Source organism: Embleya sp. AB8 (genome assembly GCF_049739465.1).
GTDB lineage: Bacteria > Actinomycetota > Actinomycetes > Streptomycetales > Streptomycetaceae > Embleya.
The window spans coordinates 35547-50337 of the sequence record NZ_JBMHHY010000037.1; the positions used below are offsets into that span (position 1 = coordinate 35547).

Below are 14791 nucleotides of genomic sequence, written 5' to 3' on the forward strand. Positions count from 1 at the left end.
GCGAATCCAGTGTGTCGGCCAACCTTCCGCCGGAGCAAGAAACGTTCTGCGCCACAGCGGGAGCCTTCGTGACGACGTGAGTCAGGTTCACGACCCGCAAAAGCTCTCGCGGAATTTGAACAGCGGAATTCTGCCTTGCCCATACTTTTTGTCGGGCTCATGCCGGCATGCTAGTCACAGTTGCTCACACAGTGCAGCCGCTTCCGCGCAATCCGTGACGCTTGGCCTGGGTCCGTGTGCGGGCTGTACGAGCGGCAACTGTTCCCACGGGATCGAAGGCAGGGACCCGCGATGTCTCCAACTCCGTATAGGTCAACGACAAATGACCCGCTTTGGTACGTCCAGGCGGCCCGCTACGGACCTGACCCGTACCCCGAACCCCCGGGCAGTTGCATGACGTTGGCCGTCTACCGCGTGGGGCCGACCGGCGTGCAGGTCCTCGTACCGCCCGCCCGGCACCGGCTGTTCGGCAAGGAACCGTGGTGGCAGCAGAACGAACCGCCGTGCGCCTGCCCGCTCTTGGGTTGCCCGTTGAAGAGGCGCAGCGCCTGATACTCCTCCTCGCGTTCCGGTGGTCCCACCCGGACCGGCCCAGCGAGGAGCGCCCCGCGACCGACTCCTCCGTGGCGGTCGCGGCGGGGGAAGGGGCACCGGGCCGCACCCGTCGTCGGCGGCCCGGTGCTCGCCTCCCAACCATGAACTGCCCTGGCGTCGGTTCCCGTTCACGTCGCCCCGGCGCCAGGGCGCCCTTCCTCGTTGCCTGCGGATTGCTACGAAAGGAATGTGCGCATGAACCGAGACCACACCATCCGATTCACGTCGCCCTCGGATCAGCCCGCCCAGTTGACGCCCGCGGTTGTGTCGCCGCAACTCGGGAGAGTGGAGACCGACTTCGCGGTTGGCGATACGGTGCGGCGGACCGGTACACGGTGGCGGGACAGTGGGGAGATCGTCGGCATCCGGTGCACGGATGCGGGGGACGTGCTCCACACCGTTCGGCGCTGGTCGGACCGGGGCATGTACGACGCCATGGCCGATGAGCTGATCCACGATCCGTGAGCAGACCCCCTGTCCCGGACCCCTCAGCAGCGGCCTGCGCTACCTGCGTGATCGCGTGGGGACCTGCGGATGAGCCTGGCCGAGCCGTGGCTGGGCGGGCCGATGCCGAGGTGGGGAATGCCCATCTCGACCCTCCAGGTCACGTGTGTGCTCACCGGGTAGTCGGCGCCGGCCGGCGATTCGTGCGCGGAATTTGTCCGCTCGGCACGTCAAGATCGAAACGGCGGCTCCGACTCATGGGTGAGCGGCGCCGTCCGGGCGTCCGCACGACGAGGAGAGCAAGACGATGAAGTTCCTGCTGATCATGCATACCAACCCGCAGATCTGGGACGCGCTGACCGACGACGAGCGCAACGAGGTGATGCGCGGTCACGGTGCGTTCATGGAGACGGTCCGCAAGTCCGGGGAAATGCTCGACACGGCGGCGCTGGCCCACCCGTCGGAGAGTGTCGTGGTCGGGGTCCGGGACGGCGCGCCGGCGGTGACGGACGGGCCCTACCTGGAGGCCAAGGAGTTCCTCGGCGGCTACTACCTGATCGAGTGCGAGAGCCGCGAGCGTGCCGTGGAGCTGGCCGGGATGATCCCGGACGCCAAGGTGCCCGGGCTCGGCATCGAGGTACGCGAGGTGATCTTCTCGCTGGATCGGGCCGAGCCGGCCACGCCGTGAAGTTTCTCCTGAACGTGTATCTCGACCCCGCCGCCGGCGGCGTGGCCGACGAGGCGGCGTTCACCGGCCTGATCCGGCAGTCCGGCGAACTGGTCGACGGTCACCTGTTCGCGGACCCGGCCACCAGTGCGGTGGTCCGGGTCCGGGACGGCGTGGCGCAGGTCTCCGACGGGCCGTACCTCGACTCGGGGCCGTACGCGCGGGGCTACTACCTACTGGACTGCGAGAGCCTGGAGCGCGCCGTCGAGCTGGCCGCGCTGCATCCGGCCGCCCGGATCGACGCCGTGGAGGTACGCCCGCTGATGACCTCCGCCGGCTTGGAGATGTGACCATGGCCGCCGAGGACCTGGGGAACCTGCTGCGCGAGCTGGCGCCGCAGGTCCTCGGCGCGCTGCTGCGCCGCTACGACGGGTTCGACGCGTGCGAGGACGCGGTACAGGAGGCGTTGCTCGCGGCGGCGACGCAGTGGCCGGTCGAGGGCGTGCCGGACCACCCGCGCGCCTGGCTGATCACCGTGGCCTCGCGCCGGGTGGTCGACCAGGTACGCAGCGAACTGGCGCGCCGCCGCCGGGAGGAGGCGGTCGCGCTCCGGGAGGGCGCAGCCGAGGCGCAGCCGGGTCCGCAGCCCGGTGAGCCGGCGCCCGGGGACCGGGACGACACCCTCACCCTCCTCTTCATGTGTTGCCATCCGGCGCTCACCCCGGCCTCGCAGATCGCCCTGACGCTGCGCACGGTGGGCGGGCTGAGTACGGCCGAGGTGGCCCGGGCCTTCCTGGTGCCGGAGGCCACGATGGGGCCGCGCATCAGTCGGGCCAAGCAGCGGATCCGGGCGGCGGGGGCGACGTTCCGGATGCCGGTGGGGAAGGAGTACACCGAGCGGCTGGGCGCGGTACTCCATGTGTTGTACCTGGTCTTCAACGAGGGGTACACCGCCAGCTCCGGCCCGGAGCTGCACCGCCACGAACTGACCTCCGAGGCGATCCGGCTCACCCGCGCCGTGCACCGATCGCTCCCGGACGACGGCGAGGTGGCCGGGCTGCTGGCGCTGATGTTGCTGACGGACGCCCGGCGGCCGGCGCGGATCGACGCCGACGGGGGGTTGGTACCGCTGGCCGAGCAGGACCGGACCCGGTGGGACGGTGCGGCGATCGCGGAGGGCGTGGCCCTGGTCACCGACGCGATGTCGCGATCACCGCTCGGCCCGTACCAACTCCAGGCCGCCATCGCGTCGTTGCACGTTCAGGCACCCCGGGCCGAGGACACCGACTGGCCGCAGATCCGCACCCTGTATCGCATCCTCGACCGCATCGCACCCAACCCGATGGCCACCCTCAACCACGCCGTGGCCGTCGCGATGACCGACGGCCCACGCGCGGGCCTGGAGTTGCTGGCCGGCCTCGACGCCGACGACCGGATGGCCCGACACCACCGCCTGTACGCGGTCCGCGCCCACCTGTTGGAACTGGCCGGCGACCGGGCCGGGGCGCAGGAGGCCTACCGGCAGGCCGCCCAACGCACCACGAGCCTGCCGGAGCAGCGCTACCTGCTGGACCGGGCGGACCGGTTGTCCACGGACCGCTGACCGCGCCGCCCGTGCGAACCCTCCGCACGGGCACCGGACGCGCCGCTGCTCCACGCGATCTTGTTGCCGCTGCGCTGACAGGTTGGGTGGTGTTCGGCCGGGGAAGCCTCGGCTTTGAACGCAGCATCCAGTGCAGTGCAGTCCGGTCCGGTCCGGTCCGGTCCGGTCCGGTCGAGCCGAGTCGCCAGTCGCCGTGGGGGCATCCGTCATGTCGCTTCAATATTCGACGAACGGCGAGCGGTTCGACTTTCCGCGGTTTGCCGGGCTGCCGCCGGTTCGCTACGTGCTGGCGTCGAGTCCGCGATGCGGCAGTAACATGCTCGCCCGGGCGTTGTGGCATACCGGGGTGGCCGGGTTCGCCGAGGACTATTTGGCCGATACCCATGTGCTCGACTACTTCGAGCGCTGGGGGTTCGACGCGGATGATCCGGACGGACTGCCGGTCGGCTATGTCCGTGCGCTGATGCGGGTCCGGACCAGTCCCAACGGCGTATTCGGTATGAAGGTGCACGCGGGCCATCTGGCAGGTCTGGAAGTCGATCTGCACGAACTGCTGGCGCGCCCGTACTACATCCACATTCGGCGCAGGGACCGCCTGCGGCAGGCGATTTCGTACACCCTGGCGGAGCAGACCGGCGTTTGGATTGTCGACGGGACCTTCCTGCCGACCGGGCGGGTGCGGTCGACGCCTCGGTACAGCCGTGCCGAGATTCGGCGTCATCTGTGCATGCTCGATCACGACGAGGCGACCTGGGCCGGGTACTTCGACCGCCATGGCGTCACGCCGCATGTCGTCGTGTACGAGGATCTGGTCGCGGACTACGAGGACGGCATTCGGGACTGTCTGGGGTTTCTGGGTGTCGAGGCTCCTGGCCGGATTCCGGCGCCGGGCATTGCCCGCCAGGCCGACGAGCTGACCGAACAGTGGGTCGAGCGGTTCCGCTCGAACGCCAACTCCCCTTTGCCTGAAGGCTGTTGACACACGCCCGCACCCCGCTACGGTGAAATGCGTCAGCCACCATCGCGCTCCAGGGGAGGGACCATGAGTGTTGCATCGCCCGAGGTGACGGTAGAGACCGCCGCGGAAGAGGATGCGTTCGCCGAGCTCGACGAACTCGAGGTGATCGAGTCCAGCGAGTTGAAGATCGGTGGGGCGTACCACTCGTACACCTACATCGCGGCAACCAACGAGGACGACCTCGCTCTCTGAGACCCCGGACTGCCGAGGTGGAATGTGCCGTCCGAATGGGCCGGCGGCGGTGATCCGGTCGACGTCCTGCTGGTCTTTCCGCCACAGACCGAGGCCAGGTTCTTTCCGTACCTGAGCCTGCCCTACCTGACCGGCCACCTACGGCGCCGGGGTCGACGTGTGCACCAGGCCGATCTGAACATCGGCCTGGTGCATGACGTGTTGCGACATCCGGAGGTGCTCGTCGACGCGGTCCAGGCGCGGGACGGTGGCACCGGCACCGGCACCGGCACCGGTGTGGACGGCTGGTATCAGCGGGCCATGGCCGAGGTCGTGGTCCGGCATGCCGGCGACGTGCGCGCCCGTGTCATGCACAGGGCGCCGGAAGTATCGGGAGCACCGGAAGTAGCGGAAGTAGCGGACCCGTCAGGAGAGTTGGACGCGCTCCGGCTCGCCCGGAACGCGGTCGAGCTGCTTGTCCGGGACACTTTGCTCGCCCGGACCTGGCCTGATCTCGGGCAACTCGACGACGCGGTGCGTACGGCCGCCGCGGCGCCCCCCGGTGCATCCGGGGTCGCGGTCGAGCGGCTGTACCGCCTGGTCGTGGATCAGCTGACCCGGCATCACCCCCGCGTGGTCGGGCTGTCCGTGGCGTTCTTCAGCCAGTTGGGCCCGGCGCTGCTGATTGCCGCCTGGGTGCGGCGGCTGCGGCCGGAGGTCCGGATCTGCCTTGGCGGGCAACAGGTGATGCTCCGTCATGAGGCGCTGGTGGGGCTCGGATCCGTTTGCGACGTGGTCGACGCACTGTGTCATACGGCGGGTGAGGAGCCGCTGGAACGCTGGCTCGACGCACTGGACGGGACCGCGCCGCAGGCCGACGTACCCGGCATGATCTGGCTATCGCGCGACGGCGACGGCGACGGCGAGGGCAAAGGCGACGGCAAAGGCGACGTCGAAGGCGCAGGTGCCGTGCATCGGTCGATGGCCCCGGTGCGACTGCGATTTCGCGATCTCGGCCCACCGGACTTCGCCGGCCTGCCCATTCACGCCTACCTCTCGGAGACCACGCAGGTGGCCATCGTGTCCTGCGTCGGCTGCTACTGGGGTCGGTGTGCCTTCTGTTCCTACGGCAACCGCTCCCTCACCCCCGGTGCCTACCAACAGGGCACCGCCACGCAACTCGCCGACGCCGTCGAGTCCGTGGTGCGGGCCACCGGAGCCGAACTCCTCGCGATCGCCGACGAGAACACCAACCTCCGGCTGATCGCGCGCGCGATGCGGCTGGCCCGCGCTCGCGGCGTGCGGGTGCGCTTCGATGTGCGTGCGCGGTTGGAACACAGCCTGGTCGACCCGCAGTTCTGCCATGAGCTGGCCGAACTCGGCTGTGCGCAGCTCTCCATCGGCTACGAAGGCACCGCGCAGCGCCTGCTCGACCTACTGGACCGGGGCGTACGGGCGGCCGACTACCAACGCATCGTCGACAACCTCGCCGACGCGGGCATCACCATGCGGCTGTCGGTGATGGGGCATGTGCTCGACGAGACGCCGGCCGAGTTCGAGGCGTCGTTACGGTTCCTGACGGACAATCAGGCCAAGCTCGGGATCGACGCGCTGGAACTTCTGGTGGCCGAGCCCGGCAGCCGGCTCGCGCAACACCCGGAGCGGTTCGGGCTCGCGCTGGACACCTCGGGGCCGCTCACCGGCAATCCGGAACTCAACTACCTTGCCGGCCGAGTCGGTTACCCGATGGCGATCGATGGCGGCCCCGCGCGAGCCGAGGCGCTGGACCGACTGGAACGGGTCTTCCGTACCGTCACGCCGGGCCGGGCCGGGCGGCTTTCGCCCACGCGTGCCGAGCCGGGAGCCGGGCCGCGCGAGGCCGGGTCGGTCCGGCCGCACTCGTGGGTGCGGATCGTCCCCACCCACATCGACGACGGGCCCGAGCACCGGATCACGGTCGCCGATCTTGTTCAGGAGCGGCTGTACGCACTGCCGCGCCGCGACATCGAACACTGCGCCGACGGCCTGCTCGCGGCGCGCACCACACGCGGCCGGCTGCTGCTCGGCCGCCTGGTCGGCGCGCTTGCCGGCCGACCCGAACGGGGAACAGTCACCGAGACGGACATCGAGTACGCCGGGAGGCCGTTGTGACCGCAGCGTCCGCCACCGTGACCAGGCTGGGCCTCGGCCTGGTCATGGACATGCCGTGGAGTGGAGGCACCCTGGGCAACCGGGGCATCGGGTTCGTCGAGACGCCCGACGGGGGTGACATCTCACCGCGCGTACGTGCGTTCCTGCGGCGCCACGGCGACGAATTCGCCTACGCCTGCCCATCGTTCCAACCACGCTCACGGGCCGCCGTACGCCTGGCCGACTACGCGCACGCCTACGACCGCTTCTATGGCGAACTGCCCGCCGGGACCCTTCGGGCGCTGCACCAGACCGAGTTGAACATGGGCTCGCCCGAGCGCTACGACCGCGGCCCGGCAATCGAGTTCACCAACGAGCTGGCCGCCCGGCACGACCTCGCCTGGGTCGTCGAGGACCTCGGGATCTGGAGCCTGCGCGGCTGCCCGCTGCCGTATCCGCTGCCGCCGCCGCTGACCGAACGTGGCCTGGAGATCGCCACCCGGAATACCGCGGACACGGCCCGCCGCCTGGTCCCCCCGCTGCACGTCGAGTTCCCCGGGTTCACCGAGGGCGGGTCCTTCTACCTCGGCGGGGTCGACGCGTTCGAGTACTTCGCCAGGCTGGCCGAGGACGCCGATGTGTGGGTGACCCTCGATGTCGGCCACCTGCTCAGCTACCAGTGGTTGCGGGGCCGTACCGGGCGCAACATGCTCGACGGGATCGACGCGCTACCCCTGGAGCGTTGCCGCGAACTGCACCTGTCCGGCTGCCAGATCGTCGGTGGCAAGTTCCGCGACCTGCATCACGGCGTGCTTCTGGACGAGCAACTGGAGCTCACCGAGTATCTGTTGGCGCGTTGCCCGAATCTGCTCGGGGTCAGCTACGAGGACCCGATGTACCGGGAGGACGGCCGGCTGGTCGAACGGTCCCGGCGCAACTACGAGCGGCTGCGCGATGTGGCGGGCGGATGGCGGCGGGGGGAGGTGGACCTCGTCGGTACGACGGCAACCGCCGCGTCCGGGGAGTCGGCGCGCGAGGCGCCGTCCGGCTGGGCCGCACGCCGGGAAGTCCTGGGCGGCCGGGCCGCGCGCCATGAAGCGCCGGACGGCCGGGCCGCGCGCCGCGAAGCCCTGGACGGCCGGGTCGCACCCCGCGAAGCGCTGGACGGCGAGCAACTCGCCGACCTGCTCATGCGACTCCTGCTCGAACCCGACCTGCGGGCCCGGCTCGCCACCGAGGGCGCCGCCGAAGTGGCCACGAACGCGGGCGAGGCGGAGTGTCTGGAGACCGTCGCGCTCGACGAACTGGACGCTGCCGCACGGCGGTTCCGGTCGCGAATCTGGCGGCTCGGTCATGAGGGCGGGCTCACCGGCACGTTCCCGCGCAGCCTGCGCACACTCGGCGAGGCGGGCCATGCCGACGCCGGCCTGCTGAACGGGTTCCTGGCCTCCCCACACTTCGCCGAGTTTCGGCTGATCCCCTATCACGGGCCCGGCCTGTCGGTGGAGGAGGCGTTCGCCCGGTTCCTGCTCGACCTGCCGGACGTGGCGGCCCGCGCCGCCCTGCGCGAAACCGTGGGCCACGAACTGATGTTGTCCCTGTTCACCGCGCTGTGCCACGAGCAGCCGCTCTCGTTTGTGATCGGGGCCGAGGGCGTGATCCGGACCGACCACGGCCACGCGGCGCTGCGCCGGTACGCGCCGACATCCATCGTGGGATGGGACGCGGGCGCGGCCGTCCCGGCGGTGGACGCGGGGGAGGCCGTGCCGTACGCGTACTTCGCCACGCCCGCCGGGCTCGCGCACGGTGCGATCTCCGCGCGGGTGGCGGCGGCGTTCGAGGCCACCTCGACACCTGCGGGCGAGGCCGCCCGGGCCGCGCTGAGCCAGCGCGGGATGTGGTGACCGGCGTGCGGGTCGTGCTGGTGGACATGCCGTGGTCGTCGATCGACATGCCGTCGTTGGCGCTCGGCATCCTGCGGCGCCGGGTGCTCGACGTTTTCCCCGACGCGGACGTCCGGGTCGTGCACGCCAACCTGGACTATGTCGACTGGTTGGTGGACCGTACCGGCTTCACCTCCGAGGAGTACGAGTTCTGCGCCAACTCCTACTTCTCCGGGCTCAGCGAATGGATCTTCTCGGCCGCGTTGAACGACCGCCCGCGCTGGCAGGTTCCGGAGTTCACCGCGCGCCTGGCCGGCCGGGTGCCCGCCGGCATGACCGACCGGGCGCGCGAACTGCACGAACTGGCCCCGCTGTTCGTGCGCGAGACGGCGGAGCGGATCGTTGCCGCGGCGCCGGACGTGGTCGGCTTCACCACGACGTTCGCGCAGAACGCCGCGACGCTGGCCGCGGCGCGGGTGGTCAAGGAACTGGACCCGCGTGTGCTCACCGTGTTCGGCGGTGCCAACTGCGACGGGCCGCAGGGCGCGGCGCTGCACCGGAACTTCCCGTACGTGGACGTCGTCGTGCGCGGCGAAGGGGAGGCCGCCTTCCCGCAGTTGCTCGCGGCCACCCTGGGCGGTATCCGGGACGAGGCCGCGTTGGCCGGCATCGCGGGGCTGTGCTGGCGTACGTCGCACGGGGAGTGTGTGGTGAACCCGATGGACGCCGCGCCATTGCCGCCGGGGGCGCTGGTGCCGCCCGACTTCGGCGACTACTTCGAACGGCACGCGCGGTCCGCCGCGGGCTCCTGGGTCGAGCCGCGGCTGGTCCTGGAGAGTTCGCGCGGATGCTGGTGGGGAGCAAAGCACCACTGCACGTTCTGTGGGCTCAACGGCTCGTTCATGGAGTTCCGCAGCAAGGAAGCAGGGCGATTCGTCGAGGAGTTGCTGGCCCTGGTCGAACGGCATCGCATCCTCGACATCTGGATCACCGACAACATCATGGACATGGCCTACCTCGGCTCGGTGGCGCCGCGCCTCGCGGAGTCCGGGTACGACCTGCGGATCGGCTACGAGATCAAGTCGAACCTGCGTCGAGATCAGCTGGAAGTCCTGCACGCGGCCGGGATCACCCATGTACAGCCCGGGATCGAGAACCTGAGCAGTCGGGTGTTGCGGCTGATGGACAAGGGCGTGACGGCCTGTCAGAACGTCCGACTGCTGCGCGACGCGGAGGCGATCGGAACCGAAGTGAGCTGGAACTATCTCTATGGTTTTCCCGGCGAGCTCGACGACGACTACCACGACGTTGTCAACCAACTTCCCGCGCTGCACCACCTGATGCCACCGGCCGGGGCCACCCGGGTGAAGGTCGAACGGTTCAGCCCGTACTTCGATCGGCCGGAACTCGGGTTCGGCGAACCCCGACCGGCCGCGCACTATCGATACATCTACGACCTGCCCGAGGCGGAACTGGCCGACCTGGTCTACATCTTCGACTCCCCTCGGCGCGGCATCACGGACGCCTGCCTGGACCGGCTGCGGCCGGCAATCGCGAACTGGGCGGACGACTATCCGCGTTGTCGGCTCACCCACTGGGACCTGGGCGAGCACATCGTGCTGGTCGACACCCGTCCCGGCTTCGACTGGCACCTGCTCGACGTCGTCGACCCGATCGAGGTGAGCGTGTTCCGGCTGCTGGATACGCCGCACAGCCCGGCGGCGCTGCTGCGCAAGGTCGCGGCCCGGCACGACGGGGTCACCGAGGCGTGGATCGGCGAACTGCTGGCGCGGTGGCGGGCGTTGGGGGTGGTCTTCGCCGAGGGGGGTCAGGTGGTGCAGGTCGCGCCGACCGGGGCCGACCGGGAGGTGGCGCGGCGGGGCGAGCCGCTGGTGGGTGCGCCGATGGTGGTTCCGGCGGTGGTGCCGGTGGCGACGTCGGTGGTCGCGGAGCGTGCCGATGAGCGGTGAGCCGTCGGTGCGGTTGGGCCTGTGGCGCGACGGTGATCCGGCGGCGATGCGGGTCCCGGGGATGTACGTCGGCGAGGTCGACGTGGTCGGCGATCCGCTCGATGCGGTGGCGCGGGTTGCGGCGGATGGTGTGCGGTTCGTGCGGGTGGATGGTGTGGTCGACCTGGCCGAGGTCGGGGACGATGGCCGGGCGGCGGTGGCGGGTCTTGTGGTCGTGCGGGAGCTGACGAGCCACGGGATTGGCGTCGACTGGACGCTTCGGGCGCCTGCGGGGGGCTGGGACTGGCGAGCACTCGGCCACCTGTATCCACCGACGGCCGTGGTCGGGGACGGCGGGGACGGCCATGACGGCCGGGGCGACGGCGGTGCCGCGAGTGCGTGGCGGGCCGGGTTTCTGCCCGCGAAGTGTGGCTACCGGCATGGTCCCGGATTCATCGAGGTGCGGGACCAGCGCGGGGGCTCGTTGCGGCGGCTGGTGATCCGGAACCCCCGGTACGACCAGGTCATTTCGCCGCTGTTGCGGGGGGTCGCGGTGACGGACCTGGCCGAGGCGGTGACGGAACGCTACCGGGCGGCGGGGCTGTTGCACCGGGTGGGCTCGTTCGTGTGGTGGACGCCGTATCGGGTCCGAGGTGGGCTCCCGAGGGGGGCGTAGGCGGCCGTTGCACTTGGCTTGGGAGGGTGTACCCGCCCGCTCCACCCGTTGCCTTCGCCTCGATGGCTGGGGTTTGGCGGCAGCGGGGTGGCCCGGTCTGGCCTTGTGTCCTTTGTGGTAGCGGCGGTTCGGCCGAGGCCCGACCGTTCGAGGTGATCAAGCGGCCGGACGGCGGAATCCTGTTCAAGATCGCCGAGTTCCGCGACCCGAAGGCCCTGGAACAACGATTTCGGGACCTGGGGTTGCGGGCGGTGGTCGACTACGTGCCGTATGGCAAGAAGTGCGCACCGGGGCGGTTCACCGAGTCCCCGATCCCGCAGGACGACCTGAACGCGATCTATCACTCGCTCCCTGGGCCGACGGATCGGTTGTTGACGGACGAGGAGGTTGTGACGCCGCAGGTCATCCCCGCCCCGCTCCGCCCGCCGTGGCGAAGCCACTCTCGTAGGCGGCGATCACCGCCTGGGTGCGGTCGCGTACGCCCAACTTGCCCAGTACGCGTGCCACATGCGTCTTGACCGTCTCCAGGCCCAGGCCGGTTCGGGCCGCGATTTCGGGGTTGGACAGGCCGAACGTGATCAGGCGGAGGACTTCTCGCTCGCGGTCGGTGAGGCGGGCCAGTCGGGTTTCCAACTCGGTGTTCGCGGCTCGGGCCGACGAGCGGCTCAGGGCCAGGTCGCGGATGGCGGACGGGTAGAGGAGCGAGTCGCCGCGCGCCACGGTACGGATCGCGTGCAGCATTTCGTCGGTCCTCGCCCGCTTCAGGAGGAATCCGTGGGCGCCGGCGCGTAGCGCGTCGTAGATGTATTCGTCGTTTTCGAAGGTGGTTGCGACGAGGATTCGCGGCGGCGGGTTCGGGGCCTCGCGGAGGATTCGGGCGGTGGCTTCGATGCCGTTCAGGTCGGGCATGCGGACGTCCATCAGGATCAGGTCGGGGCGCAGTTCGAGGGCGCCGGCCACCGCCTCCGTGCCGGTGGCGGCCTCGCCGATCACCGTCAGGTCGGGTTCGGCGGCGACGATCGCGTGCAGGCCGGCGCGGACCAGGCTTTCGTCGTCGGCGATCAGGACGCGTACAGGGTCGGCGTTCACGAGTGTCCTTCCAGGGGGATGCGTGCGCTCAGCTGCCACCATCCGTCGCGTGGGCCGGCGGTGAAGGTGCCGCGCAGTACGGCGATTCGTTCGGCGGCGCCGCGCAGGCCGCGTCCGCCATCGGGTCGGGTGGGTCGTGCCGCGGGCGCGGGGTTGGCCAGGTCGATGGCCAACTCGTGGTCGACCACCGAGACTTGCAGGCGGATCGGGACCTCGCCGGCGTGCCGGAGGGCGTTGCTCAGGCCCTCTTGGATGATTCGGTACGCCTCGCGGGAGACGAGGAGGGGCAGGGCGGACATCCCGCCCGACAGGTCGAGTTCGACGTCCGCGCCGGCGGCTCGGGTACGCGCGACCAGGTCGGTCAGGTCGGCCAGGGAGGGGGTCGGGGCGGCACTGTCGGGGTCCGACTCCTCGCGCAACAGGCCGAGTACGTGGTCGAGTTCGGCGACGGCGTTGCGGGCGGTGTCCTCGATGGCGGCCAACGCCTGTGCGGCGAACGCCGGATCACGTTCGAGGAGGCGGCCGGCGGCGGCTGCCTGGATGCCCACCGCGCTGAGCGCGTGGCCGACCGAATCGTGCAGGTCGCGGGCTATTCGGGCGCGTTCGGCCAGGCGTTCGGCGCGTTGTTCGGCGAGGGCGAGGCGGTCGACGGGAGTTGGGCCGAGGAGGGTCGGGGCGAGCCGGGCCAACCAGGCGCCGGCCGCGGCGGATACCGGCGGCGGGAGCAGGATCAGGGCCAGGCCGAGGGGCAGCCAGGCGAGCGGGGCGGATTGGGCGGGCGCGGACCACGGGAGGCCGGCGGCGAGTGTCCGGGTCAGCGGCATGGCGATCAGCACCAGGCCGGCGGGCGGTGCGGCCAGGGAGATGCCGGCGACGATACCGCCGAGGAACGCATGCAGGGTGAACCACGCGGAGGCTCGGCGGCGGGCGGCCGGGCTGGTCGCGGGGGCGCTGAGCACCTCGCCGTCGGCGGCGCACAGGACGCGTGCGGCGCTGCCCTCGAGGGTGCGGACGAGGGGGACCAGGCCGGCCAGGGCGACGAACGGCAGGGCGACGATCAGGGCGAGGACCTGGATCGTGTACGCGGAGCCCGGCGTATCGCGCAGCGGCCCGATGGTGGCGAGTACGGTGACCGCGGTGAGCTGGAAGGGCATCAACAGGGCGCCCCCGAGGACCAGATGCACCCAGCGCAGGCGCGCCCGCCGACCGAGCAGCGGGCGCGCGAGGCGACGGACGGTCATCCGACGGGGTGGGGTGCGTGGCCGTGGGCCACGTGCTCGGCGTGCTCGGCGTGCTTGGCGTGTGTGGTGTGGCGGGAGTATTCGGTCAGGAAGAACCAACCGATGGTCAATACCAGGACGCCGGTGATCATTTCGGCAGTGTAGACAGTGTGGAGCAGCGGGGATGTGCGCTTCGCCGCCGCACTGCCGGACGGCGCCGCGGCGGTCGCCAGGGCCAGCCAGCCGCCCCAGCCGAAGGAGCTGCCGGCGCCGAACCAGACCATCGCGAGCGGGCCGCGCACCCGGGCGCCGCCGAGTCGGTGGACGAGGATGATCAGGCCCGCCGCGCCGATCAGGGCGAGGCTGCCCTGAACACCGTCCAACCAACGGCCGGACGCGTTGCGGTCGCCGATCCAACGGTCGCTCATGCCGAGGTCGGCGCCCAGGCCCCAGGCGAGCCGCAGTACGCCCGAGAAGGCGAGCAGCACGGCGGCGGCCGTACCGAGGAAGCGCTGGGCGTCGCGGGTGCCGGCGGGGTCGGGGAGAGTCCGGACGCGGGTGTGCAGGAGGGTCGGCCAGCGGTCGTTGGCGTACAGGACGAAGGCGCCGAGCAGTACCGCGCCCTCGACGATGAAGCCGCCGTAGACGATGGCGTAAACCCACGGCTGTAGGAAGTCGTCGCCCGTGAAGGGGTTGGTGGTCGCGCCGACCACCGCGCTGAGCAGGTTGAGCGGGACGGCGGTCATGATCACCGCGAGCAGCCCGGACGCGACCCACAGCGGGAGCAGGATCAGCCACGCGCGGACCCGGGCCCCGCCGGGGCGGGCCAGGGTGTACGCGATCAGCGCGGCGATGCCGTCCATCCCGAAGGTGAGGGCGTTGGCGGCGATCCATTTCCCGCGACTGAGGTCGTCGGGGTGGACGACGCCGACGTTCACGCCGAACACCCAGAGCAGCTTGAGCGTCAGGTAGGGAGAGCAGGCCACGATCGCGATCCAGGCGAGGCGGCGACGGAGGGCGAGTCGGGTCGGGGCCGGCGGGGTCGGGTCTGCGTTCTCCGTGGTTTCCATGGCCACAACCTTCGCGGGGCGAGGGTGGCGTGCGCGTCGTCGTGGACGCTGATGTGGGTCCCTCGGATGGGGGATGGGCGGGTCACCCGGCGTGCGTGTGCGTTGCACTTGGCTCGGCAGGGTGTACCCGCCCGCTCCACCCGTTGCGTTCACCTCGATGGCTGCGGGTTCACGGGCTCGTGGGTGGCCTGGTCAGGCCCGCCGGCACCCGGCGTGGCCGCGCGCTTTGTTTGCGATCGGGGTCCGTGGATCGGATGCGCCGCCGACTCGGCCGACC

At 70.7% G+C, this 14791-nt stretch carries 13 protein-coding genes; 10 read left to right on the top strand and 3 right to left on the bottom strand.

All coding sequences use genetic code 11. The annotated features are described in order from the left end of the window. Window positions 1-789: 789 nt before the first annotated feature. From ABIA38_RS39500 to ABIA38_RS39545, 10 genes are all read left to right on the top strand, one after another. Window positions 790-1059, top strand: a complete 270-nt coding sequence (locus tag ABIA38_RS39500; protein WP_424643800.1) for a hypothetical protein — start codon at window positions 790-792, stop codon at window positions 1057-1059. A 286-nt stretch (window positions 1060-1345) separates the two neighbouring features. After that, window positions 1346-1726, top strand: coding sequence for a YciI family protein (locus ABIA38_RS39505; RefSeq protein ID WP_424643801.1), 381 nt, complete (start codon window positions 1346-1348; stop codon window positions 1724-1726). After that, a complete protein-coding gene (locus tag ABIA38_RS39510; RefSeq protein ID WP_424643802.1) occupies window positions 1723-2055 on the top strand; it encodes a YciI family protein in 333 nt (110 codons plus the stop codon). Before ABIA38_RS39505 ends, ABIA38_RS39510 begins: the two co-directional genes overlap by 4 nt. Window positions 2056-2057: 2 nt before the next feature. After that, entirely contained in the window at window positions 2058-3308 is a 1251-nt protein-coding gene (locus ABIA38_RS39515; RefSeq protein WP_424643803.1) for an RNA polymerase sigma factor, read from the top strand. A gap of 208 nt (window positions 3309-3516) precedes the next feature. Beyond that, window positions 3517-4287: a Stf0 family sulfotransferase gene (locus ABIA38_RS39520; protein WP_424643804.1), complete on the top strand. Its 771-nt coding sequence runs from the start codon at window positions 3517-3519 to the stop codon at window positions 4285-4287. A gap of 63 nt (window positions 4288-4350) precedes the next feature. Further along, window positions 4351-4518: a hypothetical protein gene (locus ABIA38_RS39525; RefSeq protein ID WP_424643805.1), complete on the top strand. Its 168-nt coding sequence runs from the start codon at window positions 4351-4353 to the stop codon at window positions 4516-4518. Between the two features lie 24 nt (window positions 4519-4542). Beyond that, a complete protein-coding gene (locus ABIA38_RS39530; protein ID WP_424643806.1) occupies window positions 4543-6648 on the top strand; it encodes a B12-binding domain-containing radical SAM protein in 2106 nt (701 codons plus the stop codon). Then, window positions 6645-8531: a DUF692 family multinuclear iron-containing protein gene (locus ABIA38_RS39535; RefSeq protein WP_424643807.1), complete on the top strand. Its 1887-nt coding sequence runs from the start codon at window positions 6645-6647 to the stop codon at window positions 8529-8531. The genes ABIA38_RS39530 and ABIA38_RS39535 overlap by 4 nt, the downstream gene beginning before the upstream one ends. A 5-nt stretch (window positions 8532-8536) precedes the next feature. Beyond that, on the top strand, window positions 8537-10480 hold the full coding sequence (locus tag ABIA38_RS39540) for a RiPP maturation radical SAM C-methyltransferase (protein ID WP_424643808.1): 1944 nt from the start codon (window positions 8537-8539) through the stop codon (window positions 10478-10480). After that, window positions 10470-11135, top strand: coding sequence for a DUF5825 family protein (locus ABIA38_RS39545; RefSeq protein WP_424643809.1), 666 nt, complete (start codon window positions 10470-10472; stop codon window positions 11133-11135). The genes ABIA38_RS39540 and ABIA38_RS39545 overlap by 11 nt, the downstream gene beginning before the upstream one ends. Before the next feature lie 402 nt (window positions 11136-11537). Here ABIA38_RS39545 and ABIA38_RS39550 read toward each other — a convergent pair whose 3' ends face one another. Genes ABIA38_RS39550 through ABIA38_RS39560 form a run of 3 tightly spaced genes read right to left on the bottom strand, consistent with a single transcriptional unit; the run spans window position 11538 to window position 14514 of the window. After that, window positions 11538-12266, bottom strand: a complete 729-nt coding sequence (locus tag ABIA38_RS39550; protein ID WP_424643810.1) for a response regulator — start codon at window positions 12264-12266, stop codon at window positions 11538-11540. Continuing rightward, window positions 12221-13465, bottom strand: a complete 1245-nt coding sequence (locus ABIA38_RS39555) for a sensor histidine kinase (protein WP_424643811.1) — start codon at window positions 13463-13465, stop codon at window positions 12221-12223. Before ABIA38_RS39555 ends, ABIA38_RS39550 begins: the two co-directional genes overlap by 46 nt. Further along, on the bottom strand, window positions 13462-14514 hold the full coding sequence (locus ABIA38_RS39560) for a hypothetical protein (protein WP_424643812.1): 1053 nt from the start codon (window positions 14512-14514) through the stop codon (window positions 13462-13464). Before ABIA38_RS39560 ends, ABIA38_RS39555 begins: the two co-directional genes overlap by 4 nt. Window positions 14515-14791 lie beyond the last annotated feature (277 nt).

What these genes read in the sequence shown, in the direction of transcription:
- ABIA38_RS39500 (WP_424643800.1), top strand. Translation starts at nt 790, where the DNA reads ATGAACCGAGACCACACCATCCGATTCACGTCGCCCTCGGATCAGCCC.
- ABIA38_RS39505 (WP_424643801.1), top strand. Translation starts at nt 1,346, where the DNA reads ATGAAGTTCCTGCTGATCATGCATACCAACCCGCAGATCTGGGACGCG.
- ABIA38_RS39515 (WP_424643803.1), top strand. Translation starts at nt 2,058, where the DNA reads ATGGCCGCCGAGGACCTGGGGAACCTGCTGCGCGAGCTGGCGCCGCAG.
- ABIA38_RS39520 (WP_424643804.1), top strand. Translation starts at nt 3,517, where the DNA reads ATGTCGCTTCAATATTCGACGAACGGCGAGCGGTTCGACTTTCCGCGG.
- ABIA38_RS39525 (WP_424643805.1), top strand. Translation starts at nt 4,351, where the DNA reads ATGAGTGTTGCATCGCCCGAGGTGACGGTAGAGACCGCCGCGGAAGAG.
- ABIA38_RS39545 (WP_424643809.1), top strand. Translation starts at nt 10,470, where the DNA reads ATGAGCGGTGAGCCGTCGGTGCGGTTGGGCCTGTGGCGCGACGGTGAT.
- ABIA38_RS39550 (WP_424643810.1), bottom strand. Translation starts at nt 12,266, where the DNA reads ATGGTGGCAGCTGAGCGCACGCATCCCCCTGGAAGGACACTCGTGAAC.
- ABIA38_RS39555 (WP_424643811.1), bottom strand. Translation starts at nt 13,465, where the DNA reads ATGACCGTCCGTCGCCTCGCGCGCCCGCTGCTCGGTCGGCGGGCGCGC.
- ABIA38_RS39560 (WP_424643812.1), bottom strand. Translation starts at nt 14,514, where the DNA reads ATGGAAACCACGGAGAACGCAGACCCGACCCCGCCGGCCCCGACCCGA.